This window comes from Stenotrophomonas sp. C-A (genome assembly GCF_054030835.1).
In genome coordinates this window covers 4,079,464-4,105,982 of sequence record NZ_CM132916.1, presented here as the reverse complement: position 1 = coordinate 4,105,982, position 26,519 = coordinate 4,079,464, and the positions used below count along the sequence as shown (strand labels likewise).

Below are 26,519 nucleotides of genomic sequence, written 5' to 3'. Positions count from 1 at the left end.
GCCAGCGGCCGGCACTACCGGAAGAAGAACGGGCGCCCTCGGCGCCCGTTCTGCTTATTTGAACTTGTAGACCACGTTCATCGTGGTCAGCGTATCGGTCTTGCGCTTGTCCTCGGCCACGTCACTGTTGTAACGCGCCTGCCAGCCGGCCTTCAGCGCCAGATGTTCGTTCATGCTCACCGAAACACCGAAGTCGTTCTGGCCGAAGGTGTTGTAGGAACCCGATTCGACCAGCAGGGTGTTGACCAGGTCGGTGTTGTCGGTCAGCGAGTACTTCATGTCGAACAGGCCGCGGCCGATCATGCCGGTGCGGGTGCGGTCGTCCTCGGTGCTGTGGGTGCGGCGCACACCGGGGCCGATCTGCGCGTCGAACGAGAAACGCTCGGTGTTCCACAGGCGAGTGCCGTAACCCAGACCGAACGAGCTCTGGCGGTCGTAGGTGGCGAAGTCATCGCGCTCGGTACGCACCGTGGCCGTCAGCTGGCGGTGCTCGCCCAGTTGCAGCGCGCTGCCGGCACTGCCGGTGTAGCGGTTGGCGGTGGTGTTGTTGCGGCGGCTGGTGGAGCCGTCGTCGCGGGTCTCGATCACCTTGGAGCTGGAACGCAGGCCGGCCAGGTCCATGCTGTGCACCCAGTCGCCATCGGTGTAGCGCAGGCGCAGGCGGCCGTTGAAGCTCTCGGTGCTGCTGTTGCCGCGTGCCGAAGCGAAGCCGAGCTCGCCGCCACTGCCGCTCCACGGCGAGGACATCGCCGCCAGTTCGGAGGCATCCTGCGCATACGCGAGCGGTGCGCACAGCAGCAGGGGGATCAGCAGGGACACGCGCAGGGACATCGGGGCTTCTCCGAAGCGGTTGACAGCCGGTGATGATACTGGAAGCGTGATGGCGGTCCGAATCGATCCAAACGGTTTCTTCAGCAGACGTTGCCGCGATCGCCTATTCAGGGCAGATCGACGCGCAATGCCGGGTCGTTGAAGCGCGAATAGCGCAGGCGCAGCTGGAAGCTGCGGCCATTGCTGCTGCCGCTGCGGACGATCTGCCGCGGCAGGCCCTGCGCGTCCACCCAGTACTCCAGGCGTTCGCCGGGCTGCGCGCCACGCAGGCGGTAGTGACGTGTCTCGACCCCGTCCAGCGACTGGCTGCCCAGGTCTTCGGCCTGCAGATCGGCGGGCAGGGCATCGGCCGGCAGCGGGTTGCGCCATTGCTCGAGCAGGCCCGGTGGGGTCGGCACCTGCCGGATCGCGTCGTCGGCCTGCAGGAACATGGTGTCGCCGATGATCGTCTGCGGACCGGCCGGGGTCTGCACCCGGAAGCGGTCGGGGGCGACGAAGTCCATGGCGCTGCGCACCGGCTGCGGCGCACCCAGCACCTCCAGTTCGGCGTGGAAGCTGCGCAGGGCCGAGAAGCGCTGGCTGGCCTCCAGCACCGCCTGCGCCGGATCCGCTGCCGGCACGGGCGCTTCGGTGCTGGCCGGCGCGGGCGCGCGATCACAGGCGGCCAGCAGCAGGCAGGCCAGCAGGGACAGGGCAGGCAACCGGCGCATCGGGTGTTCCAGAGGGGTGGGGGCGACCACGATAGCCCAAACGTCCCACACAAGACCCGCGACTCGGACATAATCGGGGGTATGGACCGATACGAACGCATCACCGCCCTGCATCGTCTGCTCAAGTCCGCACGCTATCCGGTGACGGTGGCGACCCTGCAGGACAAGCTCGGTTGCTCCCGTGCCACCGTCTACCGCGATCTGGCCTTCCTGCGCGACGCGCTGATGGCACCGATCGAGGGCGACGGCGAGGCCGGCTTCCGTTACCAGGCCGACGAGAGCGACCGCTTCGAGCTGCCCGGCCTGTGGCTGAGCTCGGAGGAACTGCATGCCCTGCTGGCCTCGCAGCACCTGCTGGCGCGGACCGGCGGCGGCGTGCTGTCCTCGGTGCTGGCGCCGCTGCAGCAGCGCATCGAGAGCCTGCTGGCGGCCCAGGCTGGCGTTTCCAGCTGGCCGGTGGACCGCGTGCGGGTGATTCCGCACCGTGGCCGCAAGTTCGATGAAGGCAGCTTCCGCAGCGTGGCTTCAGCGGTGCTGGAGCGCCGCCAGCTGGCGTTCGAGTACCGCGCCCGCTCCACCGACGAGCCGACCAAGCGCACCGTTTCGCCGCAGCGCCTGACCCACTACCGCGACAACTGGTACCTGGATGCCTGGGACCATGACCGCGAGGCGCTGCGCAGCTTTGCCGTGGACCGTATCCACAGGGCGCGGGTGATCGACAGCACCGCCCGTGACGTGGCCGACAGCGAACTGGACGAGCAGCTGGGGGCCAGCTACGGCATCTTCTCCGGCGCGCCGAAGGGCTGGGCGACCATCCTGTTCAGCGCCAAGGCCGCGCGCTGGGTGGCCGACGAGCACTGGCATTCCAAGCAGCAGGGCCGCTTCCTGGCCGACGGCCGCTATGAACTGAAGGTGCCGTACAGTGTCTCGCGCGAGCTGCTGATGGACGTGCTGCACTACGGCTCGGATGCCGAGATCGTCGAACCGGTGATGCTGCGCGAGCAGGCCAAGGCGCTGCTTGAGCTCGCCCTGAGCAACTACGACAACTCCTGACACTCCCCCCGAGAACCCTCCCGCCCATGAAGAAGACCCTGTTGCTGCCCCTGCTCGCCGCTGCGCTGGCCCTGACCGCCTGCGGCACGTCCGGCGAGCCCTCGCAGAAGCTGGTGGTGGCCGCCACGGCCGTGCCGCATGCCGAGATCCTTGAAGTGGTCAAGCCGATCCTCAAGCAGGAAGGCGTGGACCTGGACGTGCGCGTGTTCAACGACTACGTGCAGCCCAACGACCAGCTGGTGCAGAAGCAGGTGGACGCCAACTACTTCCAGACCGAGCCTTACCTGGACGCCTACAACCGCGACCGCAAGACCGATCTGGTGAAGGTGATCGGCGTGCACATCGAGCCGTTTGGTGCGTACTCGCGCAAGATCAAGTCGCTGGCCGAGCTGCGCGAAGGCGCCGACGTGGTGATCCCGAACGATCCGAGCAACAACAGCCGTGCGCTGATCCTGCTGCACAAGGCCGGCGTGATCGAGCTGAAGGATCCGACCAACGCGCTGTCGACCCTGCGTGACATCACCGCCAATCCGAAGAACCTGAAGTTCCGCGAGCTGGACTCGGCGATGCTGCCGCGCGTGCTGGACCAGGTCGACCTGGCCCTGATCAACACCAACTACGCGCTGGACGCCGGTCTCAACCCGACCAAGGATGCACTGGCGATCGAGAGCAAGGACTCGCCGTACGTGAACTTCCTGGTCGCGCGCCCGGACAACAAGGACGACGCCCGCGTGCAGAAGCTGGCCAAGGCCCTGACCAGCCCGCAGGTGAAGGCCTTCATCGAGACCAAGTACAAGGGCGCGGTGCTGCCGGCGTTCTGATTCCCGGCGCCAATGTCCCTGTAGAGCCGAGCCCATGCTCGGCTCTGCTTTTTTGCGGCGCCCCACCAACGGCAGCCGAGCATGGCTCGGCTCTACAAAGTCAGTCGACGTGGAAGGCGAGGGTGGCGGCAACGGCCTGCTGCCATCCTGCATACAGTTTCTCACGCCGGGCCACGTCCATCTGTGGCTCGAAGCGCCGGTCCAGGCCCCATTGCGCGGCGATCTGTTCGCGGCTGGACCAGAACCCCACCGCCAGCCCGGCCAGGTAGGCCGCGCCCAGCGCAGTGGTCTCGGTCAACCGCGGCCGCAGCAGTGGCACCCCAAGGATGTCGGCTTGGAAGCCGGCAAGGAAGTCGTTGCCGATCGCGCCGCCATCGGCGCGCAGTTCGGTCAGCGCGATACCGGCATCGGACTGCATCGCATCGAGCACGTCGCGGGTCTGGTAGGCCATCGCTTCCAGTGCCGCGCGCACGAAGTGCGCCTTGCCGGTGCCACGGGTCAATCCGAACATCGCACCGCGCACATCACTGCGCCAGTAAGGCGCACCCAGGCCGACGAAGGCGGGAACCAGATAGACGCCGCCGCTGTCGGGCACCTGCGCGGCCAGCGCCTGGCTGTCACTGGCGCGCTCGATCATCCGCAGGCCGTCGCGCAGCCACTGCACCACCGAGCCGGCGATGAAGATCGAACCTTCGAGTGCATATTCCACGCGCCCGTCCAGGCCCCAGGCGATGGTGGTCAGCAGGCCGTTGCGCGAACGCACCGCCTGCGTGCCGGTGTGCATCAGCATGAAGCAGCCGGTGCCATAAGTGTTCTTGACCATGCCTGGCTGGAAGCAGGCCTGGCCGAACAGCGCCGCCTGTTGGTCACCAGCGATGCCGGCGATCGGGATCGGGTGGTCGAAGAAGAACTGTGGCCGGGTGTGCGCATACACCGAACTGGAATCGCGCACCTGCGGCAGCATCGCGCGCGGGATGTCGAGCAGGGCCAGCAGGTCGTCATCCCAGTCCAGCGTGTGGATGTTGAACAGCAGCGTGCGCGCCGCGTTGCTGTAGTCAGTCACATGCGCCTGGCCACCGCTGAGGTTCCACACCAGCCAGCTGTCGATGGTACCGAATAGCAGTTCGCCACGCTCGGCGCGCTGCTGCGCACCTTCCACGTGGTCGAGGATCCAGCGCACCTTGGTCGCAGAGAAATAGGCATCGATCAGCAGGCCGGTCCGCTCGCGGATCAGCGCTTCATGCCCGTCGGACTTCAGCCGCTCGCAGATGGCGTGGCTCTGCCGCGACTGCCAGACGATGGCATTGTGGATCGGCTGGCCGGTGGCACGGTCCCAGACCACGGTGGTTTCGCGCTGGTTGGTGATGCCCAGTGCGGCGATGTGGCGCGGGTCGATCTGACCACGGCTGAGCAGTTCGGTCAGCGTGGCATAGACGCTGGTGAGGATCTCGCGTGGGTCATGCTCAACCCAGCCCGGTTGCGGAAAGATCTGCGCGAACTCGCGCTGCGCACTGCCGACGATGTCGCCAGCGCGGTCGAACAGGATCGCGCGCGAACTGGTGGTGCCCTGGTCGATGGCCAGCACGTAGCGGGGCGTCATGCAGCGTCTCCGGTAGAACGGTCAGGGTAACTTACCTTTCTCTCTGTAGAGCCGAGCCATGCTCGGCTGCATTTGCACAGCGCAGCCGAGCATGGCTTGGCTCTACAGGGTGGGTTGCTCCATCCACGCCTGCAGCCGCGCCACCTGCGCCGCATCCAGCCGCAACCCCAGCTTGCTCCGCCGCCACAGCACGTCCTCGGCATCCAGGGCCCATTCGTGCTCACGCAGGAAAGCCACTTCCCGCGCATGCAGGCCCCCGCCAAAGTCCTCACCAAGATCGTTCACACCCTGCAGGCCATGCAGCAGCTCCGCGCTGCGGCTGCCGTAGGCGCCGGCCCAGCGGCGTGCGATTTCCTCGGGCAACCACGGTGCCAGCGCCTGCAGGCGGGAGCGCGCCTGTGCGGCGTCACCCCAGTCGCTGCCCGGCAGCGGGTCTCCACCTGCCGTCCAGGCCGGTCCCATCTGTGGCAGGGCAGGGCGCAGCAGGTTCAGCGCTTCTTCGGCCAGCACCCGGTAGGTGGTCAGCTTGCCGCCCAGCACATGCAGCGCCGGTGCCGGGTAGGACTGCAGCTGAAGTCGGTAGTCGCGGCTCAGCTTCGCCGCACGCGGGTCCGGGTCGGCCAGCAACGGGCGCACGCCGGCGAACTGCCAGGCCACGTCTTGCGCAGTGATCGGCTCGCGCAGATAACGGTTGGCGGCCGCGCACAGGTAGCTCACCTCGGAAGGCAGCACGCTGCAGCGTGCCGGATCGCCGCGGTAGTCGGTGTCGGTAGTGCCGACCAGCAGATGATCGTGGGCGAAGGGCAGCAGGAACACCACGCGGCCATCGGGCTGCTGCAGCAGGCACGCACTGTCGTCGGGCCAGGGACGGCGCAGCACGATGTGGCTGCCTTGTACCAGCCGCAGTGAGGGGCCGCCGCTGCGTGCCTCCATCTGCTCCAGCAGGCCGCCGGCCCATGGACCGGCCGCATTGGCGACGGCGCGCGCGGTCACATGATGCTGTCCATCGGCAGATTCCAGCACGGCCTGCCAATGGCCCTGTACAGGGCGCAGCTCGATGCAGCGGCTGCGCACATGTACCTGCGCGCCACGCTGGGCAGCGTCCAGGGCGTTGAGCAGCACCAGGCGCGCGTCATCGACTTGCGCGTCGGCGTAGCTGAAGGCCTGCCGCAGGTCCGGAGAGAGCCAAGGGCCGAGCGGATCACGCTGAAGGTCCAGGGAGTGCGAGGCGGGAAATGCCGGGCTGCGCCGGCCCAGGTGGTCGTACAACCACAGTCCCGCGCGCAGCATCCAGCGCGGACGCAGGTGGGGTTCCCACGGCAGTACGAAGCGCAATGGGTGGACCAGATGGGGCGCCTGCCGGCGAACCACCTCGCGTTCGCCCAGCGCCTTGCGCACCAGGCCCAGCTCGCCCTGTTCCAGGTAGCGCAGGCCGCCGTGGACCAGTTTGCTGCTGGCACTGGAGGTATGCGCGGCCAGGTCGTGCTGTTCGCACAGCTGCACGCGCAGGCCGCGGCCGCTGGCATCACGGGCGATGCCGGCGCCGTTGATGCCGCCACCGATCACCAGCAGGTCGACGTCGTGCATCGTGCCTCCGCATCCTGTTTATGTAGAGCCGAGCCGCGCCACCATTGACCGTGGGCGCCATTGAACGTAACGCATCGCAATGCGCGCGGAGCCCGCCGCTTGACTCGGGATAGGGGCTTGGCTCGACTCTACATAAAAGCCGCCGAGCATGGGCTCGGCTCTACAGGTGGAACGCGGGTGACAGAAACGACGACGGGCCCCGAAGGGCCCGTCGCGCTACATCAGTGAAGCAGGTGCAGCCTGGATCAGAAGCGGGCGCCGATGCCGAAGCCGACGGTCCACGGATCCATCTTGGCTTCGCCGATCTTCTCGCCGCCCACCTTCACGTCCGGGCGCGAACGCATGTAGCGGGCGTCAGCACGGGCGAACCAGGTGGAGTTGATGTTCATGTCCACACCGACGGTGCCGATCACGCCCTTGGCATCCTTGAAGCGGATGTCGGTGTCAGCGCCGTTGCCCAGCTTCTCGTTGCTGAAGCTCGACTGGTAGTAGCCCACGCCCACGAACGGACGGAACACGTTGTCAGCCTGGCCGAAGTGGTACTGGCCGCTCAGCGCGATCGGCTGCTGCTCGACCGAGCCCAGGCGGGCGTTGTCCGGGCCCTTGAACTTGTTGTCGAACTTGTCGGCAGCGCCCCACAGTTCAACAGCCCAGTTGTCGTTGATGTAGTAGCTGAAGCTGACGGTCGGCGCCGGGCCACCATCGGTCTTCTTCACGCCGGTGATCGGGTCGTTCTTCGGTTCCAGCAGCGAGATGCCGCCAACAACGGCAAAATGCTTGCCCGAAGCGGTGTCGGTGCTGCTGCTGTCCTGGGCGAAAGCGGCCGGCGCGAAGGCGGCGGAGGTCAGCAAGGCGAGACTCAGGATACGGATGGAGCGCATGGGGGTATCTCCTAATGTTTCTTGTTTTGGGCCCCCGGTTGCGGGGCGAGCACACCGTAGTCGCCCCAACATGAATCGAATCCGACGCACGTTAAAAAATAGTTTTCCTTGTTCAGCGACCGGAGCGAAAAGCCTGTTTTCATGGGCTTTTCGGCCTTCGGCGACATTCATGCAGTTGGAGAAGATGTGAGCGAAGCAACGGTGTGCATCGGCCTGCAAGCGCAGGTGAACACGAAGTGCAGGGTGTTGCTGCTGGGTTCGATGCCCGGCGTTGCGTCATTGCAGGAGCAGCGCTACTACGCGCATCCGCGCAATCGCTTCTGGCCTGTGCTGGCCGATATCTGCGGCTTCGACGCGGGTCTGCCCTATGCGCAGCGACTGCAGGCACTACAGGCGGCAGGTATCGGCCTGTGGGATGTGATCGGCCAGTGCGAGCGGCGTGGCAGCCTGGATGCCGACATCGTGCGTGGCACGGAAGTGCCCAATGCGCTGCCGGCATTGATCGCTTCGCTTCCTGAGCTGGAGCTGATCGGCTGCAACGGTGCCGCTTCGCTGAAGGCATTCCAGCGTTGGGTGCTGCCCTGCCTGGAGACTCCGCCAAGGCTGCTGGCACTGCCGTCCACCAGCCCGGCCAACGCGGCCTGGTCGCTGCCGCGGCTGCGCCAGGCCTGGCAGCCGGTAGCCGACGCACTGGCGACATGAAGCGGACATCGTCCGGACAATACGCTACCGACTGGTCGCGGCCGCAACCCATGAGCAACAGCGTGTCCCGGCTGCGTGAGTACTGAAAACACCTGTAACGGTTGGCGCTGGCCCCCGCTGGCCGCACAATAGACGTTTCCCTACACCAGATTGCCGGAGTTATCCCCATGGCCGAAATCAAGGAAGCACTTGTCCCCGATATCGGTGACTACAGCGATATCCCGGTAATCGAGGTGCTTGTCGCCGTCGGCGACACGGTCAAGAAGGACCAGGGCCTGGTGACGCTGGAAAGCGACAAGGCGACCATGGAAGTGCCGTCGTCGGTGGCTGGCGTGGTCAAGGAACTGAAGGTCAAGGTCGGCGACAGCCTGTCCGAAGGCAAGGTCGTGGCGCTGATCGAAGTGGCCGAAGGCGAAGCCGCCAAGCCGGCCGCTGCTGCTCCGGCACCGGCCAAGGCCGCTGCCCCGGCTGCCGCTACCCAGAGCGCGCCGGCTCCGGCCGCTGCTGCACCGGCTGCCCCGGCCGCCAGCGGTGGCGCGGTGGAGGCGCTGGTGCCGGATATCGGCGATTACTCCGGTATCCCGGTCATCGAAGTGCTGGTCGCCGTCGGCGACACGGTCAAGAAGGACCAGGGCCTGGTCACGCTGGAAAGCGACAAGGCCACCATGGAAGTGCCGTCGTCGGTGGCCGGTGTGGTCAAGGAGATCAAGGTCAAGGTTGGCGACAATCTGTCGCAGGGCAATGTGGTCGCCATCATCGAAGCCGAGGGCGCTGCCGCACCGGCGCCGACCAAGGCGGCCGCTGCGGCCGCTCCGGCTGCCGCCGAGACCGCCACCAAGGTCGAGCCGGTCGCTGTGCCGGCGCAGCCGGACAAGCTGGCGGCCCGTGAGATCGCCTCGGCCGGTACCCCGTCCAGCCCGCCGGTGCAGTTCAACGCCGATGGCGTGCTGCCGGCCAAGGTGCCGTATGCCACCCCGGCGGTGCGTGTGTTCGCCCGCGAACTGGGCGTGGACCTGCTGCAGATCAACGGCACCGAGAAGGGGGGCCGCATCACCAAGGGTGACGTGCAGAAGTTCGTCAAGGCCGCACTCAGCGGTGGCGTGCCGGCTGCCGGCGGTGCTGCTGTCGCTGCCGGTGGTGGCCTGAACCTGCTGCCGTGGCCGAAGGTCGACTTCAGCAAGTTCGGCGAGACCGAAGTCCAGCCGCTGTCGCGCATCAAGAAGATCTCGGGTGCGAACCTGGCCCGCAACTGGGCCATGATCCCGCACGTCACCCAGTTCGAGCAGGCTGACATCACCGATCTGGAAGGCCTGCGCGTGGCGCTGAACAAGGAAAACGAGAAGGCCGGCATCAAGCTGACCATGCTCGCCTTCCTGATCAAGGCCAGCGCCGCGGCGCTGAAGAAGTTCCCGGAATTCAACGCCTCGCTCGATGCCAGCGGTGAAAACCTGACCCTGAAGAAGTACTTCCACATCGGCTTTGCCGCCGATACGCCGAACGGCCTGGTGGTGCCGGTCATCCGCGACGTGGACAAGAAGGGCGTGGTGCAGATCGCCCAGGAAACCGGCGAACTGGCCAAGAAGGCGCGCGACGGCAAGCTGGGCCCGGCCGACATGAGCGGCGGCTGCTTCTCGATCAGCTCGCTGGGCGGCATCGGCGGCACCGCATTCACCCCGATCGTCAATGCACCGGAAGTGGCCATCCTCGGCGTGTCCAAGTCGTCCATCCAGCCGGTCTGGAACGGCAAGGAATTCGCACCGAAGCTGATGCTGCCGCTGTCGCTGAGCTACGACCACCGCGTCATCGACGGCGCTCTGGCCGCACGCTTCACCACGTACCTGTCGCAGGTACTGGCCGACATGCGCCGCGTGCTGCTGTAAGGCACCGCTTCGCCCCCACCGTGTGGCCGCAGCCCCTGGCGCGGCCGCGTGAACAGATGCAGTGACAGCCCGCCGGCCATGCCGGGCGGGCACGAGGAAAACCCACCATGGCCACGATTGAAGTCAAGGTTCCCGACATCGGCGATTACAGCGATGTGCCGGTGATTGAAGTGTTGGTCGCCGTTGGCGACACGGTGAAGAAGGATCAGGGTCTGGTGACCCTGGAATCGGACAAGGCCACCCTGGAAGTGCCGTCCTCGGCCGCCGGCGTGGTCAAGGAAATCAAGGTCAAGCTGGGCGACACCCTGTCCGAGGGTGCCGTGGTCGTGGTGCTGGACGCTGAAGGCGCCGCCGAAGCCCCGGCCAAGGCCGCTGCGCCGGCTCCGGCAGCAGCTGCTCCGGCCAGCAAGCCGCCGGTGACCCCGTCGCACCGCGCCCCGGCCGAACCGGCCGCACCGAAGCCGGCGCTGTCCAGCGGCAAGCCGGCCGACATCGAATGCGAGATGGTTGTGCTGGGCTCCGGTCCGGGCGGCTACACGGCGGCGTTCCGCGCCGCAGACGTGGGCCTGGATACGGTGCTGGTCGAGCGCTACGCCAGCCTCGGCGGCGTCTGCCTCAACGTGGGCTGCATTCCGTCCAAGGCACTGCTGCATGCTGCTGCGGTGATCGACGAGGTCGCCCACGCCGGTGATTTCGGCGTCGAGTTCGGCAAGCCGACCATCACCCTGGACAAGCTGCGCCAGTACAAGGAAAAGGTCGTCAACCAGCTGACCAAGGGCTTGGCCGGCATGGCCAAGCAGCGCAAGGTCCGCAACGTGCAGGGCGTCGGCAAGTTCGTTTCCGCCAACGAACTGGAAATCACCGCAGCTGACGGCAGCACCCAGCTGCTGCGCTTCCAGAAGTGCATCATCGCCGCCGGTTCGCAGGCGGTGAAGCTGCCGAACTTCCCGTGGGACGACAAGCGCGTGATGGATTCCACCGACGCGCTGGAGCTGGCCGAAGTGCCGGGCTCGCTGCTGGTCGTCGGTGGCGGCATCATCGGCCTGGAAATGGCCACCGTGTACGGTGCGCTGGGCAGCAAGGTCACCGTGGTCGAGTTCATGGACCAGCTGATGCCGGGCGCCGACAAGGACCTGGTCAAGCCGCTGGCCGACCGCCTGAAGAAGCAGGGCATCGAAGTGCACCTGAAGACCAAGGCCTCGGGCGTCACCGCCGATGCCAAGGGCATCACCGTCACCTTCGAAGCTGCCGAGGAAGGCCAGGCGCCTGCGCTGGCGCAGGGCACCTTCGACCGCGTGCTGGTGGCCGTGGGCCGCTCGCCGAACGGCAGGAAGATCGATGCGGAAAAGGCCGGCGTGCAGGTCACCGACCGCGGCTTCATTCCGGTCGACCGCCAGATGCGCACCAACGTGCCGCACATCTTTGCCATCGGCGACATCGTCGGCAACCCGATGCTGGCCCACAAGGCCACGCACGAAGGCAAGCTGGCCGCCGAAGTGGCTGCCGGCCACAAGAAGGAGTGGGTGGCCCGTGTGATTCCGTCGGTGGCCTACACCAACCCGGAAATCGCCTGGGTCGGCGTGACCGAGACCGAAGCCAAGGCCAAGGGCCTGAAGGTCGGCGTGGCCAAGTTCCCGTGGGCCGCCAGTGGCCGCGCGATCGGCATCGGCCGTACCGAGGGCTTCACCAAGCTGATCTTCGACGAAGAGACCCACCGCATCATCGGTGGTGCCATCGTCGGCGTGCATGCCGGTGACCTGCTGGCCGAGATCGGCCTGGCCATCGAGATGGGTGCGGAAGCCGAAGATATCGGCCACACCATCCACGCGCACCCGACGCTGAGCGAGTCGGTGGCGATGGCCTCGGAAATCTACGACGGCACGATCACCGATCTGTACATGCCGAAGAAGAAGTAAGGCGCCTGCGCCTTCGCGAACGAAAAGCCCTGGCATCTGCCGGGGCTTTTTGTTTCTTCGTTCGACGCCGTTGCGAGCGTTCGGGCCGCTGCGCGGGTGGCAGGCATTTGGACAAATGTCCCCCGTCGCCCGCCTGCGGCGGTCGCCTCCTTCTTTACTTTGTCCAAACGCCTGCCACCCGCGCAGCGGCTCGGCTTGCGGACAGTCGAGAGCCACTGCCTGGGCCGCCTGGACGCCTGATACGCGGAGGGAGAGGGGGCTGGGTGCGAAGTAAAGGAGGAGGTGACGGCCGCAGGCCGGCGCCGGGGGACATTCGCACCCAGCCCCCTCTCCCTCAAGCGCTCGACCCAGCTGCTCTTGCTTCTGCACGCAGGGAAAAACAGCACAAAAAAGCGCGGCCCCGATGTTCCGGAGGCCGCGCCAGGAGAGAGAGCGTGTGGAAGGAGCGGGGGATCAGAACACGAAGCTGACGCCGGCCACCGGGCCCTTGAATTCCTGCTTCAGGCCGATGGTGCCGTCGCTGCCCTTCTTGTCCGCGTCCAGCTTGAACCAGTCATAGCCGGCGAACACGCCGAAGTTCTTCGTGAAGCGGTAATCGACGATGGCGTTGGCGCGGCTCAGGTCGCCCTTGTAGTCGTCGAAGCTGCCCCAGCGCGTGTTGAGGTACTGGCCCTGCAGCGTGATCATCCACTTCTCGGACGGGGTGAAACTCAGCCGCGCACCGACCACCGGCGCCACGCCGTCGGTCTTCTCGTTGAGGAACTGGCCTTCATAGACGGTGCCCAGATCGGCGTAGGCCTTGGTGCTCACCTTGGCGTACTCGGCACCCAGCTGCAGGCCGAGGTCGAAGGTGTCGGTGTCCACCACCGAGTAGTCATAGACCAGGCTGGCGACCTGGTACTTCAGCTCGCCCTTTACGAAGCTGCCCGACGGCACGTTGACGTCACCGAAGGAAATGTCCTGGCCGAGGGTCTCGCGGCGGTCCTTGTCGTACTTGAAGTAGTTGAACAGCAGGCGCTGGCGGTTGCTGATGCGGAACATGCCGTCGATGCGCGGCTCCCACTCCTTGCCACCCAGCTTGAAGTCCTCGGAGAAGCCGATGTCCTGGCCGGCGACGTTGGTCTTGCCGCGGAGGGTATTGTCCGAGTCGATGTTCATCGCACCCAGGCGCAGGGCGAAGCGGTCGTCGCCTTCAGCGGCGTGGGCGGCAGTGGCGAACGAGGCGCCGACGGCGAGCAGGGAGAGGGCGAGCAGGGTGGGTACAGGGCGCATCGAAGAGTCCTTGCAGTGGTTCATCAGAATGAAGACCACTGTGCCGGACGCGCCCGTCCACCATCCGTGAACGTATGGTCCATGGCATGTGTACGGTTCAGCGCTGTCGCGACGATGCAAAAAGATGGCCCCGGAGCCGGGCTTCGGGGCCATCGTGGGACCTGCGGGGCGAAGCGTCGACGAGGTTGCTGCAGGCAGGTCGAAAGATCGGACCGGTGCGTTGGGCGAAAGTTCCGCCGGATGCGACCAAAGTTCAATATTGCGCCGCAGCATCATGCGGACGTCATTGTCCCCCGGGTGGCGCGCAAAAATGTAACCGTTACCGCAACTTGCGGCTTCCAGGGATGAACAGGGAGCGGTTGTCTCGCAAATTGTCCCATTGCTATAATTTGGCGGCTCGATGAGGCCCCCCTGCTGTAGCCGCCTCAGCCCTCCACTTGCAACCACGCGGGACGTCCTGTGCTGAACTCCGTTGATGCGGGTCGGCGACTGATGCTGCGCGCCGCGGTCTACCCGCTGGCCGCGGTGGCTGTCCTGGCCCTGGCCTTCCTGCTGGTAGGTCCGAAGTATGCCCTCGGCGCGCTGGCGTCCGGTGTGGCCATTTCGGCCGGTGGCTGGGTGGCGGCACGGATGGCACTGGGCGGCGGGGCACTGGCCGCAGGATCGGCGATGGCTCGCCTGATCATTGCGATCGTGGCCAAGTGGGTCGTGGTTTTCGGCGTCCTGCTGGTGGGGTTCCTGGTCTTCAAGCTGCCTGCGTTGGCGCTGTTGGCCGGTATCGCCGTCGGCTTGATGTTCCAGGTCCTGGCCATGGCCAGGCGTTGACAGAATTCAATTAACTAAGGTTCCGGACACATGGCGGGCGAGGCTCTAACCCCTACCAGCTACATCCAGCATCACTTGCAGAACCTGACCGCTCCGGTCGGCAAGGGCGAGGGTATGTTCTGGCATATCCACGTCGATACCTTCCTCACCGCGGTCCTGATGGGCCTGGTGATCGTGGTCGCCTTCTGGCTGGGCACCCGCAAGGCCACCGCCGGCGTGCCGGGCAAGTGGCAGGCCTTCGTGGAAATCTGCCTGGAGTTCGTTGACCGCCAGGCCAAGGACACCTACCACGGCAAGAGCAAGCTGGTCACGCCGATCGCCATCACCATCTTCTTCTGGATTCTGCTGATGAATCTGCTGAAGATGATCCCGGCCGATTTCATCGCCAAGCCGCTGGAATGGGTGGGCGTGCACTACTGGAAGCCGGTCCCGACCGCTGACGTCAACGCCACCCTGGGCATGGCCATCAGCGTGTTCTTCCTGATGCTGTTCTTCGCGCTCAAGTCCAAGGGCCTGGGCGGCTTCATCAAGGAATTCCTGACGGCGCCCTTCGGCAAGTGGATGATGCCGTTCAACCTGATTCTCAACATCGTCGAGTGGCTGAGCAAGCCGATCTCGCTGGCGATGCGACTGTTCGGCAACATGTTCGGCGGCGAAATCGTGTTCCTGCTGATCTGGGTGCTGGGTGGTGCCGGTTTCTTCGGTGCCATTGCCGGTGGTGTGTTCGGCCTCGGCTGGATGCTGTTCCACCTGCTGGTGATCCCGCTGCAGGCCTTCATCTTCATGATGCTGTCGATCGTGTACCTGAGCCTGTCGGAAGACGCTCACTGAGTTTCAAGCTTCAACGCGTTTCAACCTTCATCCGTTTCATCACCCTTAGCAACTTAAGTTCCTGGAGATAACCATGTACTTCGCCGTCCTGACCAACTTCGCGCAGATTCAGAGCTCCACCGCCCTTGCCGTCGGCATCATGATCGGCCTGGCCGCGCTGGGCGCCGGTCTGGGTCTGGCCATCATGGCTGGTAAGTTCCTGGAGTCGGCCGCCCGCCAGCCGGAACTGATCCCGGTCCTGCAGGTCCGCATGTTCATCACCGCCGGCCTGATCGACGCCGCGTTCATCATCTCGGTCGCCGTCGGCCTGCTGCTGGCCTTCGCCAACCCGCTGTCGGCTGCCTTCGCTGGCGCCGTCACCAAGGCTCTGGCCGGCTGATACAGCGGTTTGAGACGACCGGGTGCTGATGCACCCGGTTTCGGATGAAGGCCGGATGTGCCGCTTCGGCGGCACGTCCACCCCGAAACCAGCGATCGAGCTAACCATGAATATCAATTTCACCCTTCTTGCGCAGGCGCTCGCCTTCGCTGGTCTGATCTGGATCATCGCGACCAAGATCTGGCCGCCGCTGATGAACGCGATCGAAGAGCGCCAGCAGAAGATTGCTGAAGGCCTCGCTGCTGCCGACCGCAGCCAGAAAGACCTGGCCCAGGCGCAGGAGAAGGTCAACGAAGCGCTGAAGGAAGCACGCACCAAGGCCAACGAGATCATCGATCAGGCCCACGCACGTGCCAATCAGATCGTTGATGCTGCCCGTAACGAAGCGATCACCGAAGCCACCCGTCAGAAGGAACTGGCCCAGGCTGAAATCGACGCCGCCGCCAACCGTGCCCGTGAAGATCTGCGCAAGCAGGTGTCCGCGCTGGCCGTGACCGGTGCCGAAAAGCTGCTCAAGCGCGAAATCGACGCCAACGCCCACAAGGCGCTGCTCGACGAGCTGGCCTCGGAGATCTAAGGATGAGCCAGGCCCTCACGCTTGCCCGCCCGTACGCCCGCGCCGCGTTCGCGACCGCGCGCGACGAAGGTGCGTTCGCGCCGTGGTCGGACGCCCTGGCGTTCTCCGCCCACGTCGCCGCCGATCCGCGCGTGGCGGCCCTGCTCGCCAACCCGGAGCTGGGCCGTGACGACGCCGTCGCCCTGCTGGCGCCGGTGTCCCACGGCGAGACCTACTCGCGCTTCCTGGCCATCCTGGCCGAATCGCATCGTCTGCCGCTGCTGCCGGAAATCTCCGGCATGTTCGACGCCCTGCGCGCCGAAGCCGAGCACGTGGTCAAGGCCACGGTGACCTCGGCTTCCGAGCTGTCGGCCGGAGAGCTGGACGCGATCAAGGTTGCGCTGCGCAAGCGCTTCAACCGCGAGGTCGACGTGACCACCGCGGTCGATGCTTCGCTGATCGGCGGCGCCGTGATCGACGCCGGCGACGTGGTCATCGATGGTTCGCTGAAGGGCAAGCTGGCCCGTCTGCAGACCGCGCTCGCTAACTGAATTCATTTAACGTCCGGCCCCGCTGCCGGCACTAGGACTTGACGATGGCAACCACGCTCAACCCCTCCGAAATCAGCGAACTGATCAAGAACCGCATCGAGAAGGTCAAGCTGGCCGCGGAATCGCGCAACGAAGGCACCGTGACCAGCGTGTCCGACGGCATCGTGCGCATCTTCGGTCTGGCCGACGTGATGCAGGGCGAAATGATCGAACTGCCGAACAACACCTTCGCCCTGGCCCTGAACCTGGAGCGCGACTCGGTCGGCGCCGTGGTCCTGGGTGACTACGAAAACCTGCGCGAAGGCGACGTCGCCAAGACCACCGGCCGCATCCTGGAAGTGCCGGTCGGTCCGGAACTGCTGGGCCGCGTTGTCAACGCGCTCGGCGAGCCGATCGACGGCAAGGGCCCGCTGGGCACCGACCTGACCGCTCCGGTGGAGCGCGTTGCTCCGGGCGTGATCTGGCGCAAGTCGGTCGACCAGCCGGTGCAGACCGGTTACAAGTCGGTCGACTCGATGATCCCGATCGGCCGTGGCCAGCGCGAGCTGATCATCGGTGACCGCCAGACCGGCAAGACCGCGATGGCGATCGATGCGGTGATCAACCAGAAGGGCACCGGCATCAAGTGCGTGTACGTTGCGATCGGCCAGAAGGCTTCGACCATCGCCAACATCGTGCGCAAGCTGGAAGAGAACGGCGCGCTGGCCCACACCATCGTGGTGGCCGCGACCGCTTCCGAATCGGCTGCCATGCAGTACATCAGCGCCTACTCGGGCTGCACCATGGGTGAGTACTTCATGGACCGCGGCGAAGACGCGCTGATCGTGTACGACGATCTGTCCAAGCAGGCCGTTGCCTACCGCCAGATCTCGCTGCTGCTGAAGCGCCCGCCGGGCCGTGAAGCCTACCCGGGTGACGTGTTCTACCTGCACTCCCGCCTGCTCGAGCGCGCTGCCCGCGTGTCCGAGGAATACGTCGAGAAGTTCACCGAAGGCAAGGTCACCGGCAAGACCGGTTCGCTGACCGCGCTGCCGATCATCGAAACCCAGGCCGGCGACGTGTCCGCCTTCGTTCCGACCAACGTGATCTCGATCACCGACGGCCAGATCTTCCTGGAAACCGACCTGTTCAACGCCGGCATCCGCCCGGCCGTGAACGCCGGTATCTCGGTGTCGCGCGTCGGTGGCTCGGCCCAGACCAAGATCATCAAGAAGCTGTCGGGCGGCATCCGTATCTCGCTGGCCCAGTACCGTGAGCTGGCTGCGTTCGCGCAGTTCGCCTCGGACCTGGACGAAGCGACCCGCAAGCAGCTGGAGCGTGGCCAGCGCGTCACCGAGCTGATGAAGCAGAAGCAGTACGCGCCGATGTCGATCGCCAACCAGGCGCTGTCGATCTACGCCGTCAACGAGGGTTACCTCGACGACGTGCCGGTCAACAAGCTGCTGGCGTTCGAAGAAGGCCTGCACGCCCACTTCGCCAACACCCAGGGCGAACTGGTCAGCAAGGTCAACGCCACCGGCGGTTGGGACAACGACATCGAAGGTGCCTTCAAGAAGGGCATCGCCGAGTTCAAGACCACCGGCAGCTGGTAATCCAGCGCTCGTAGAGCGGGGCTCGCCCCGCTCAAACGGTTGAACAACGCGGGGCAACAGCCCCGCGCCACGGGAAACAAGAGATGGCAAGCGGACGCGAAATCAAAACCAAGATCAAGAGCGTGCAGAACACCCGCAAGGTGACGCGCGCCCTGGAAATGGTCTCGGCCTCCAAGATCCGCAAGGCGCAGGATCGGATGAAGACCTCGCGTCCGTACGCGCAGGCGATGAAGCAGGTGATCGGTCACCTGGCCCAGGCCAGCACCGACTACCAGCATCCGTTCCTGGTCGAGCGCGAGCAGGTCAAGCGGGTCGGTTTCATCGTGATCTCCTCCGATCGCGGCCTGGCCGGCGGCCTGAACAACAACCTGTTCCGCAAGATGCTGGGCGAAGCCAAGGCATGGCAGGACAAGGGTGCGGAAGTGGACCTGGTGACCATCGGCCAGAAGGCATCGACCTTCTTCCGCCGCGTGAAGGTCAACATGGTCGGTAGCGTGACCCACATCGGCGATGTGCCGAAGCTGGAATCGCTGATCGGTGTGATCAAGGTCATGCTCGACGCCTTCACCGAAGGCAAGGTCGACCGCGTGTACCTGGTCTACAACCGCTTCGTGAACACCATGACGCAGAAGGCCAGCTTCGATCAGCTGCTGCCGCTGCCGCCGGCTGAGAAGCAGGTCGCTCACCACGACTGGGATTACTTGTACGAACCCGATGCCGCGACCGTGCTGGAGCACGTGATGACGCGTTACATCGAGTCGCTGGTGTACCAGGCGCTGCTGGAAAACGTTGCCTCCGAACATGCTGCACGCATGGTCGCGATGAAGGCGGCGAGCGACAACGCCAACAAGCTGATCGGTGAGCTGCAGCTGGTCTACAACAAGGCACGCCAGGCAGCGATCACCCAGGAAATCTCCGAAATCGTCGGCGGCGCGGCAGCAGTCTGACCGCGTTCGTTCAAAGCACACATTTAGAGGATGCAGCAATGAGTCAGGGCAAGATCGTTCAGATCATCGGCGCGGTCGTCGACGTCGAATTCCCGCGTGAGTCGGTGCCGAAGGTGTACGACGCACTGAAGGTCGACAACACCGAAATCACCCTCGAAGTCCAGCAGCAGCTGGGCGACGGCGTGGTGCGTACCATCGCCCTCGGTTCCACCGACGGCCTGAAGCGCAACCTGGTTGCCACCAACACCGACCGCGGCATCTCCGTGCCGGTCGGCGCTGGCACCCTGGGCCGCATCATGGACGTGCTCGGCCGTCCGATCGACGAAGCCGGCCCGGTGGCCGCCAGCGACAGCTGGGAAATCCACCGTGCGGCCCCGTCGTACGAAGACCAGTCCCCGGCCACCGAACTGCTGGAAACCGGCATCAAGGTCATCGACCTGATGTGCCCGTTCGCCAAGGGCGGCAAGGTCGGCCTGTTCGGCGGCGCCGGCGTCGGCAAGACCGTCAACATGATGGAACTGATCAACAACATCGCCAAGGCGCACAGCGGTCTGTCCGTGTTCGCCGGCGTGGGTGAGCGTACCCGTGAGGGCAACGACTTCTACCACGAAATGAAGGACTCCAACGTCCTGGACAAGGTGGCGATGGTGTACGGCCAGATGAACGAGCCGCCGGGCAATCGTCTGCGCGTCGCCCTGACCGGCCTGACCATGGCCGAGTACTTCCGCGACGAGAAGGACGAAAACGGCAAGGGCAAGGACGTTCTGCTGTTCGTCGACAACATCTACCGCTACACCCTGGCCGGTACCGAAGTGTCGGCACTGCTGGGCCGTATGCCGTCCGCCGTGGGTTACCAGCCGACCCTGGCCGAGGAAATGGGCGTCCTGCAGGAGCGCATCACCTCGACCAAGAACGGTTCGATCACCTCGATCCAGGCCGTCTACGTTCCCGCGGACGACCTGACCGACCCGTCGCCGGCGACCACCTTCGCCCACCTGGACTCGACCGTCACCCTGTCGCGTTCGATCGCCTCGCTGGGTATCTACCCGGCCGTCGATCCGCTGGACTCCACCAGCCGCCAGATGGACCCGCTGGTCATCGGCCACGAGCACTACGACACCGCCCAGCGCGTCCAGCAGACCCTGCAGAAGTACAAGGAACTGAAGGACATCATCGCGATCCTGGGCATGGACGAACTGTCCGAAGAGGACAAGCAGGCCGTGTCGCGCGCCCGTAAGATCGAGCGCTTCTTCAGCCAGCCGTTCCACGTGGCTGAAGTGTTCACCGGTTCGCCGGGCAAGTACGTGCCGCTGAAGGACACCATCCGTGGCTTCAAGGCCATCGTCGATGGCGAGTACGACCACCTGCCGGAGCAGGCGTTCTACATGGTCGGCGGCATCGAAGAAGCGGTCGAAAAGGCCAAGAAGATGGCCGAGAAGGCCTGATCCGGGACGGGCGGGAGCGATCCTGCCCGACCTGACGCCGGCGCCGGGCAACCGCCCGCGCCGGTGGACTCCCACGGTGGCATTGCGCCGCCGCGAACAGCGAAGAGATTTGCATGAGCACGATCCGTTGCGACATCGTCAGCGCCGAGCAGGAAATCTTCCGTGGCGAAGCGACCCTGGTCGTGGCCACCGGTGAGCTGGGCGAACTGGGCATCGCGCCCAAGCACGCGCCGCTGATCACCCGCCTGAAGCCGGGCAAGGTGGTGGTGACCACGCCGAACGGCGAGCAGCTGGATTTCGCCATTTCCGGCGGCATCCTGGAAGTGCAGCCGCAGGTGGTGACCGTGCTGGCCGACACCGCGATCCGCGCGCAGGACATCGACGAAGCCTCGGTCCGCAAGGCCAAGGAAGAAGCCGAGCGCATCCTGGCCAACCGCGGCGAGGCGATGGAAGTGGCTGAAGCCCAGCAGAAGCTGGCCGAAGCCGTCGTCCAGTTGCAGGCCCTGGAACGCCTGCGCAAGAACCTCAAGCACTGAACTGTGCCGAGGTGACACCTCTGCCTGCAAGGCATGGGGGAGTGCAGGAACGCCGGCTGCCATGCCGGCGTTTTTGTTTGTTTTCCGCTGCCGCATGCCCGGAGCAGGCAGCCATCAGACGCTGTCGCGCTACAGCCCGCTGAGTTGTGGCGCGTGGGATTGAGCATGCATCTGGCCGGTGACGATGGTCGTCAATGAATCCGGTCAGCGGTACACGACGTGCCGCAGCAGCACGAATGTCACCAGGGCCAGGCCGCCTTCCACCAGCGGCTTGGCGAGCCACGCGTACTGCAGCCCCAACCCAAGGTCGACCACCGTCACCAGCAGGGTGCTGGTCGCTGTGAGCAGAATCCAAAGCAGGAAGAAGCGCGCGAAGCGCTTCCAGCCCAGGCGCTGTTGGCCGGCGTCAGCAAAGGTATAGCGGCCGTTGAGCCAGAAGCCGAGCAGCATGCCGGCCAAACGGCCGACGATGTTGGCAGGAGCGACCGACAGCCCGAGTGTGGTGCTTCCCACGAACACCAGCCAGTCCAGCAGCAGCTGCACCAGGCCGATGACGATGTATGCGCTACCCTGGCGCAGGAGGGTCATTGCCGAGGTTTCCTGATCACGCTGCGCAAGTCCTGTTCGACGCCAAGCAGACGATGCACGGGTTGCAGCGGTTCGCTGGCTTCATCGAAATTGAGCCAGGACAACAGCATCTGCATGCCCATGATGATGGGCAGGCCGGCGATCATCACGGTACCCGCAGTGGCCGGTACACCACTGTCGGCGGAGAGGCACCACCGCCACCACAGGCCAAATATGCCGCCGCCAGCCAGTAGAACGCTGCCAAGCAGCAGTTCTACGCGGGCCTGCGAGAAGCTGCGTATGCCGTAGCTGTAAAACCGGCGACGCAGTGCAATACGCAGATGCCCCAGCAGGAAAGGGCCAAGGATGCGTAACGGGCTCAGGCTGCTGGTCTCGTTTTCATAGCCGGCGCGCATCGGCACATCGATCACCACAGCACGCACTTGGTTGAGGTGATACAGCAGGTCCGATTCGAAGAAATAGCGCTTTGCGATCCCCTCGAGCTCCAGCCCGTACAGTACTTCACTGCGGATCGCCGTATAGCCGTTGGTCGGATCAGAGATCCGCCAGTATCCGCTGGACAGCTTGGTCATGAACGAAAGCGCCGCATTGCCTGCCAGGCGCACCCAAGGCATGCCGCGCACGAAGCCGACGCGATGGAAACGGTTGCCCTTGGCGTAGTCCGCGTGACCGGACAGAAGTGGGTTGGCAAAGCGGGGAAGCAGACCGGCATCCACCTGCCCGTCGCCATCGAGTTTGACCACCACATGGGCAGATGCCTGCAGCGCGTGGTGGTAGCCGGTCAGCGTGGCACCGCCCACTCCCTGGTTCTGCTCGTGCTGGACCACGATGACGCGCGGATCGGTGCAGTGTGCGCGAATCCAGGCGCCGCTCGCCTCGGGACAAGCATCATCGACGGCGATGATCCGGCCGACTTCCGGTCCGATGCCAGCGATGAACTGCAGGGTATGCGTGCGGACGCGATAGCACGGGATCACCACTGCGATGTGCTGCGAGTCGTCGGGCCGGACCTCTCTGGTGGGGGGGGCGAACAGGTGATGCTCATCGCGATGGCATTCCTGGGGGCGCCGGGAGGCTCAACCATTGGCGGCCACCGGCTTCTTCGCGCAGCTGGGCACCTGCCAGCTCAAGTGCGAGTTTCTGTGAAGGTGTGAGCGTTTCAATGCGGAGGATGACGTGCCTGACCTGCTGTTGCTGCAGCATCGCAAGCCAACGCTTGCCGCTGGGATCCAGCTCGGCGCTGGCCGCGGCCGCCTGCAGGCTGGCCGAGTACCAGCTGACCGTGCGCCCACGGGTACCGAATTCGGCGGAGAACGCGTCACGCGGATCCAGCAGCAGCACGCTGCCCTCATCCTCGCCCGATGCACGGATGGCCGCGGCCAGTGTGCGCTCGGGTGCAAAACGCTGGAACAACGGAGCATCGCGGCCAGCTGCCTTTAGCGTGTCCTTCAACGCCCCGCTACGCAGCATCCAGTATCCGGTGGATTGGAAGCCGACATTGAGCACGCACAGCGCCACCAGCAGTCCAATGAGAGACCGGCGCAAGGGGCCGGCGCCGAGCGACGCCACGGCGACTACGCACAGCAATGCCATGCCAGGATAGGCGTAGCGCAGGTACTGGATCGGCAACAGCGGCAGTGCCAGTGCGGCCAGTGCCACCAGTGCCGCCGCGCGAGTTGGCGGACGCAGCACGGCCAGCAGCCACAGTCCGGCCAAGCCGATCAGGACCACGCCCGCCGCACCATCGTCCGATTCGAAGTAGCGCGATGAATGGAAGGTCAGTGCCCATGGCAGGTCAGGACCGAAGCCGATCCTGTACTTCAGGTCGATGAAGTTCATTGGAGGGAAATAGGGAGACTGGAAGATGCCGTTGAACAGCGGCAGCACCGGATTGCCAGCAATCCACTGCGCGAACACGTAGTTCGCACCACCGACCAGCAGTCCTGCCAGCAGCACCAGGCCGATGCGCGGCAACGACGGCCACGGATGGCGGATCAGGGCCCAGGCCAGGACAGGTAGCGCCATCACCGCACTCATCAACTTCATCGCCAGCAGTCCACCGGCCAGCACCGCCAGCAGCATCCAGTTGGACAAGCGGCCATCACGGGGCGCGGCAGCCAGCGCACTCATCCAGAGCAGCACTGCAGCGGTTGGCAGCTCGGTCTGCATGCCCCCCGCCAGGCCGGCGGTCAGCGGCAGGCTGGCTACCATGGCAACCGCCAGCCAGCGCAGCAGCGCGCTCGCGCCGAGCTGCGCCGCAAGCTGCCAGGCGCCCGTGGCCAGCAGCAACAGCCAGATCGCGTTGACCGGGCCGCGTGCTTCAGCTCCTGCGATTACCTGCGGTACTGCCTGGATGATATCCGTTGCCCAGGGCGCCAGCGCCCAGATCTGGTGCTGGGGAGCCGGTTGATAGACGCCTTGTTCCAGCAACTGCCATGGCAAGCGCAGGTGGTAGGTGAGGTCGTCGTACTGCAGGGTCGGCAACCAGCAGGTGGTACTGGCCAGGCCCACCACCAGCACAGCGAAAGCAGCGCTGCGCGGCGCGTTCGCCACGGACTGTCGCCACTGTGCCACGCCCGCCCGCAACGATGTCCACAGCAGCGAACGGCGCCATATCACCACGGCAAGGCCCACCGGCAGATAGACCCAGCGGAAATGGATCGGGACCAGCAGGGCCCAGCCCAGCACTGCCGAAAGTCCCAACAGGCCAGCCATCGTCTGCAGGGCCAACGAGCGCTGCGCGAACAGCGCCTGACCGATCACGATCGCAACCAGCAGCAGCAAGGCCGTTGCCAGCAGCGGAAATACACTGGTGAACAGGGGGAGCAGAAGTATCCAGAGCATCGCCAGGCAGCTGGCCATGGACCAGCCACGCAGGCGCCGCATCAGCCATGCCAAGGCGCAGGTCAGCAGACCCAGTACGACCAGTTCACGGAAGCGACCTGATGGCAAGCCCCTGAGCAGTGGCGTGATGGCCAGGCCGATGAGCAGCAGGAGTGGGCCCATCCAGGGCAAAAGATCGAGGAATCGCTTCTTCAAGGAATTCTCGGTTCACGTCAGGCAGGGAAGGAGCTCGGCTATCCTATCAGCCAGTCCTCAGATTGCCGCCGCTGCGTGGCCCCTCTCCATGACCCAAGCCTTGCACATCATCATCCTCGCCGCCGGTGCAGGAAAGCGCATGAAGTCGGTGCTGCCGAAGGTACTGCAGCCGATCGCTGGCCAGCCGATGCTGGCGCATGTGATCGACGCCGCCCGCGAGCTGCAGCCGGCCGCGATCCACGTGGTCTACGGCCATGGCGGTGAAGCGGTACGCCAGCACTTCGCCGACCAGCCCGACCTGCAATGGGCTGAACAGGCGCAGCAGCTGGGCACCGGCCATGCGGTGGCCCAGGCGATGCCACAGGTGCCCGACGCCGCACAGGTGCTGGTGTTGTACGGCGACGTGCCACTGATCCGCGCGCAGACCCTGCGCGACCTGCTGGCGCAGCCGGGTCGACTGGCGGTGCTGGTCGCCGATGTCGATGACCCGACCGGTTACGGCCGCGTGCTGCGCGATGCCGAAGGCAAGGTCGGCTCGATTGTCGAACAGAAGGACGCTACCGACGACCAGCTGCGTGTGCGCACGATCAACACCGGCATCATCGCCGCCGAGTCGACCGCGCTGCGGCGCTGGCTGTCGCAGCTGTCCAACAGCAACGCGCAGGGCGAGTACTACCTGACCGACGTGTTCGCCTTTGCCGCGCACGAGTACACTCCGGCCGAGATGGCGCCGGTGGCCGACGCGCAGGAGGCCGAAGGGGCAAACGATCCCTGGCAGCTGTCGCAGCTGGAGCGTGCCTGGCAGCGTCGCGCGATACGGGCCCTGTGCGCGCAGGGTGCGCGCGTGCGCGACCCGGCACGCCTGGATATCCGTGGCACCGTCACCGTGGGCAGCGACGTGCTGATCGATGTCGATGTCGTTCTGGAAGGCAACATCGTGCTCGGTGACGGCGTCACCGTGGGCCCGTTCAACCGGCTGAAGGACGTCAATCTTGGCCCGGGCACCGAAGTGCGCGCGCATTGCGACCTGGAAGGTGTGGTCACCGAAGGTGCTGCGTTGGTGGGGCCGTTCGCACGGCTGCGCCCGGGTACCGTGCTCGCCGATGGCGTGCATGTCGGCAACTTCGTCGAGACCAAGAAGGTCACCCTCGGTGTTGGCAGCAAGGCCAATCACCTGACCTACCTGGGCGACGCGGTGATCGGTAGCAAGGTGAATATCGGTGCCGGCACCATCACCTGCAACTACGATGGCGTGAACAAGTCGACCACCACCATCGGCGACAACGCCTTCATCGGTTCCAACAGCGCATTGGTGGCACCGGTGCTGATCGGTGAGGGCGCCACCATCGCTGCCGGTTCGGTCATCACCCGCAACGCCCCGGATGGCAAGCTGACGCTGGCACGTGCACGACAGGAAACCATCGATGGCTGGAAGCGCCCGCTCAAGAAGTCCTGAGCCACGCATCCCGCACGCCGACGAACTCGGCATGCTGCCGGCAATTGAACAACGTGCCGGTGAGCTGCTGAAGGGACACCAGGCCTACCCGGTATTTGCCGGGCATGGCCTCGACCTGCCGACGCTGCAGGATGGCCTTCAACGTGGCCAGTTGTGGGTGCTGGATGCGGCTGACGGTGGCATCGCGGGCTACCTGCTGGCCGGCGAGCTGTGCGGTGACTTCCATGTGCTGCAGATGGACGTGGATCCCGCGCACGCGCGCCGCGGTCATGGTCGCGTGTTGTTGCGCCATGCGTTGGCACAGGCCAGGGCCGGCGGCTACGCGGCAGCGGTGCTGACCACGTTGTCCGACGTGCCGTGGAATGCGGCCTTCTATGCCAGCGAAGGGTTCGAGGTAGTGCCCGAGGCGCAGTGGAACGATGGTCTGCGCGCGGTGATGGCCGAAGAAGCCGCGCTGGGGTTCCCGATGCACCTGCGGGTGGCGATGCGGCAGGCCTGGTAGGTGCCGACCTTGGTCGGCA

At 65.5% G+C, this 26,519-nt stretch carries 25 protein-coding genes; 16 read left to right on the top strand and 9 right to left on the bottom strand.

All coding sequences use genetic code 11. From position 1 onward, the window contains the following. Positions 1-54: 54 nt before the first annotated feature. Entirely contained in the window at positions 55-831 is a 777-nt protein-coding gene (locus ACW5IY_RS19045; RefSeq protein WP_010481298.1) for a DUF481 domain-containing protein, read from the bottom strand. A 107-nt stretch (positions 832-938) separates the two neighbouring features. Beyond that, entirely contained in the window at positions 939-1,541 is a 603-nt protein-coding gene (locus ACW5IY_RS19040) for a LolA family protein (RefSeq protein WP_049435843.1), read from the bottom strand. An 81-nt stretch (positions 1,542-1,622) separates the two neighbouring features. Here ACW5IY_RS19040 and ACW5IY_RS19035 point away from each other — a divergent pair, with 81 nt between their 5' ends. Both ACW5IY_RS19035 and ACW5IY_RS19030 read left to right on the top strand, forming a co-directional pair. Beyond that, entirely contained in the window at positions 1,623-2,594 is a 972-nt protein-coding gene (locus tag ACW5IY_RS19035) for a helix-turn-helix transcriptional regulator (RefSeq protein ID WP_049435845.1), read from the top strand. A gap of 26 nt (positions 2,595-2,620) precedes the next feature. After that, positions 2,621-3,415 (top strand): MetQ/NlpA family ABC transporter substrate-binding protein, encoded by a 795-nt coding sequence (locus ACW5IY_RS19030; RefSeq protein WP_010481303.1) that lies wholly within the window; start codon positions 2,621-2,623, stop codon positions 3,413-3,415. Between the two features lie 100 nt (positions 3,416-3,515). Here the strand turns inward: ACW5IY_RS19030 and glpK are convergent, their stop codons facing one another. The 3 genes from glpK to ACW5IY_RS19015 form a co-directional block, all read right to left on the bottom strand. Next, positions 3,516-5,015, bottom strand: coding sequence for a glycerol kinase GlpK (gene glpK, locus ACW5IY_RS19025; RefSeq protein WP_049435846.1), 1,500 nt, complete (start codon positions 5,013-5,015; stop codon positions 3,516-3,518). Positions 5,016-5,117: 102 nt separating this feature from the next. Further along, positions 5,118-6,602, bottom strand: coding sequence for a glycerol-3-phosphate dehydrogenase (gene glpD, locus ACW5IY_RS19020; protein ID WP_049435848.1), 1,485 nt, complete (start codon positions 6,600-6,602; stop codon positions 5,118-5,120). A 245-nt stretch (positions 6,603-6,847) separates the two neighbouring features. Further along, positions 6,848-7,483 carry an OmpW/AlkL family protein gene (locus ACW5IY_RS19015; RefSeq protein ID WP_010481310.1) on the bottom strand — a complete coding sequence of 212 codons (636 nt, stop codon included), beginning with the start codon at positions 7,481-7,483 and terminating at the stop codon, positions 6,848-6,850. Between the two features lie 186 nt (positions 7,484-7,669). Between ACW5IY_RS19015 and ACW5IY_RS19010 the strand changes: the two genes are divergently transcribed. The 3 genes from ACW5IY_RS19010 (at position 7,670) to lpdA (ending at position 11,981) form a co-directional block, all read left to right on the top strand. Then, complete coding sequence (locus ACW5IY_RS19010) at positions 7,670-8,185, top strand: DNA-deoxyinosine glycosylase (RefSeq protein ID WP_049435935.1); 516 nt, start codon at positions 7,670-7,672, stop codon at positions 8,183-8,185. Between the two features lie 167 nt (positions 8,186-8,352). After that, a complete protein-coding gene (gene aceF / locus ACW5IY_RS19005) occupies positions 8,353-10,065 on the top strand; it encodes a dihydrolipoyllysine-residue acetyltransferase (RefSeq protein WP_049435852.1) in 1,713 nt (570 codons plus the stop codon). A 107-nt stretch (positions 10,066-10,172) separates the two neighbouring features. Next, complete coding sequence (lpdA, locus tag ACW5IY_RS19000; protein WP_049435854.1) at positions 10,173-11,981, top strand: dihydrolipoyl dehydrogenase; 1,809 nt, start codon at positions 10,173-10,175, stop codon at positions 11,979-11,981. A gap of 453 nt (positions 11,982-12,434) precedes the next feature. On the opposite strand, the gene ACW5IY_RS18995 is transcribed toward lpdA, so the two are convergent. Beyond that, on the bottom strand, positions 12,435-13,253 hold the full coding sequence (locus ACW5IY_RS18995; RefSeq protein ID WP_049435856.1) for a hypothetical protein: 819 nt from the start codon (positions 13,251-13,253) through the stop codon (positions 12,435-12,437). Between the two features lie 459 nt (positions 13,254-13,712). Between ACW5IY_RS18995 and ACW5IY_RS18990 the strand changes: the two genes are divergently transcribed. The 9 genes from ACW5IY_RS18990 (at position 13,713) to ACW5IY_RS18950 (ending at position 20,915) form a co-directional block, all read left to right on the top strand. Next, a complete protein-coding gene (locus ACW5IY_RS18990) occupies positions 13,713-14,078 on the top strand; it encodes a hypothetical protein (protein WP_006394654.1) in 366 nt (121 codons plus the stop codon). A 30-nt stretch (positions 14,079-14,108) separates the two neighbouring features. After that, the gene (gene atpB, locus ACW5IY_RS18985) at positions 14,109-14,909 is read left to right on the top strand and encodes a F0F1 ATP synthase subunit A (protein ID WP_019338861.1); all 801 of its coding nucleotides are present in this window, start codon (positions 14,109-14,111) and stop codon (positions 14,907-14,909) included. A 73-nt stretch (positions 14,910-14,982) separates the two neighbouring features. Then, positions 14,983-15,288, top strand: coding sequence for a F0F1 ATP synthase subunit C (gene atpE / locus ACW5IY_RS18980; RefSeq protein ID WP_005411133.1), 306 nt, complete (start codon positions 14,983-14,985; stop codon positions 15,286-15,288). Between the two features lie 106 nt (positions 15,289-15,394). Then, the gene (locus tag ACW5IY_RS18975) at positions 15,395-15,865 is read left to right on the top strand and encodes a F0F1 ATP synthase subunit B (RefSeq protein ID WP_005419512.1); all 471 of its coding nucleotides are present in this window, start codon (positions 15,395-15,397) and stop codon (positions 15,863-15,865) included. Between the two features lie 2 nt (positions 15,866-15,867). Continuing rightward, positions 15,868-16,395 carry a F0F1 ATP synthase subunit delta gene (locus tag ACW5IY_RS18970; RefSeq protein ID WP_032129048.1) on the top strand — a complete coding sequence of 176 codons (528 nt, stop codon included), beginning with the start codon at positions 15,868-15,870 and terminating at the stop codon, positions 16,393-16,395. A gap of 44 nt (positions 16,396-16,439) precedes the next feature. Beyond that, a complete protein-coding gene (atpA, locus tag ACW5IY_RS18965) occupies positions 16,440-17,987 on the top strand; it encodes a F0F1 ATP synthase subunit alpha (RefSeq protein WP_032129047.1) in 1,548 nt (515 codons plus the stop codon). A gap of 83 nt (positions 17,988-18,070) precedes the next feature. Further along, the gene (gene atpG / locus ACW5IY_RS18960; protein ID WP_049435859.1) at positions 18,071-18,934 is read left to right on the top strand and encodes a F0F1 ATP synthase subunit gamma; all 864 of its coding nucleotides are present in this window, start codon (positions 18,071-18,073) and stop codon (positions 18,932-18,934) included. 38 nt (positions 18,935-18,972) lie between these two features. Further along, positions 18,973-20,379, top strand: a complete 1,407-nt coding sequence (gene atpD / locus ACW5IY_RS18955) for a F0F1 ATP synthase subunit beta (protein ID WP_032129045.1) — start codon at positions 18,973-18,975, stop codon at positions 20,377-20,379. 113 nt (positions 20,380-20,492) lie between these two features. Then, positions 20,493-20,915, top strand: a complete 423-nt coding sequence (locus ACW5IY_RS18950; RefSeq protein ID WP_005419509.1) for a F0F1 ATP synthase subunit epsilon — start codon at positions 20,493-20,495, stop codon at positions 20,913-20,915. Between the two features lie 204 nt (positions 20,916-21,119). On the opposite strand, the gene ACW5IY_RS18945 is transcribed toward ACW5IY_RS18950, so the two are convergent. From ACW5IY_RS18945 to ACW5IY_RS18935, 3 genes are all read right to left on the bottom strand, one after another. Beyond that, positions 21,120-21,503: a GtrA family protein gene (locus ACW5IY_RS18945; RefSeq protein ID WP_049435860.1), complete on the bottom strand. Its 384-nt coding sequence runs from the start codon at positions 21,501-21,503 to the stop codon at positions 21,120-21,122. Continuing rightward, positions 21,500-22,480: a glycosyltransferase gene (locus ACW5IY_RS18940; protein WP_457326844.1), complete on the bottom strand. Its 981-nt coding sequence runs from the start codon at positions 22,478-22,480 to the stop codon at positions 21,500-21,502. The genes ACW5IY_RS18945 and ACW5IY_RS18940 overlap by 4 nt, the downstream gene beginning before the upstream one ends. Positions 22,481-22,544: 64 nt before the next feature. Next, positions 22,545-24,509, bottom strand: a complete 1,965-nt coding sequence (locus ACW5IY_RS18935; protein ID WP_049435865.1) for a hypothetical protein — start codon at positions 24,507-24,509, stop codon at positions 22,545-22,547. A gap of 121 nt (positions 24,510-24,630) precedes the next feature. On the opposite strand from ACW5IY_RS18935, the gene glmU reads away from it, so the two are divergent. Continuing rightward, positions 24,631-25,998 carry a bifunctional UDP-N-acetylglucosamine diphosphorylase/glucosamine-1-phosphate N-acetyltransferase GlmU gene (gene glmU, locus ACW5IY_RS18930; protein WP_049435867.1) on the top strand — a complete coding sequence of 456 codons (1,368 nt, stop codon included), beginning with the start codon at positions 24,631-24,633 and terminating at the stop codon, positions 25,996-25,998. After that, positions 25,967-26,500 carry a GNAT family N-acetyltransferase gene (locus ACW5IY_RS18925; protein WP_049435870.1) on the top strand — a complete coding sequence of 178 codons (534 nt, stop codon included), beginning with the start codon at positions 25,967-25,969 and terminating at the stop codon, positions 26,498-26,500. Before glmU ends, ACW5IY_RS18925 begins: the two co-directional genes overlap by 32 nt. Positions 26,501-26,519: the final 19 nt, after the last annotated feature.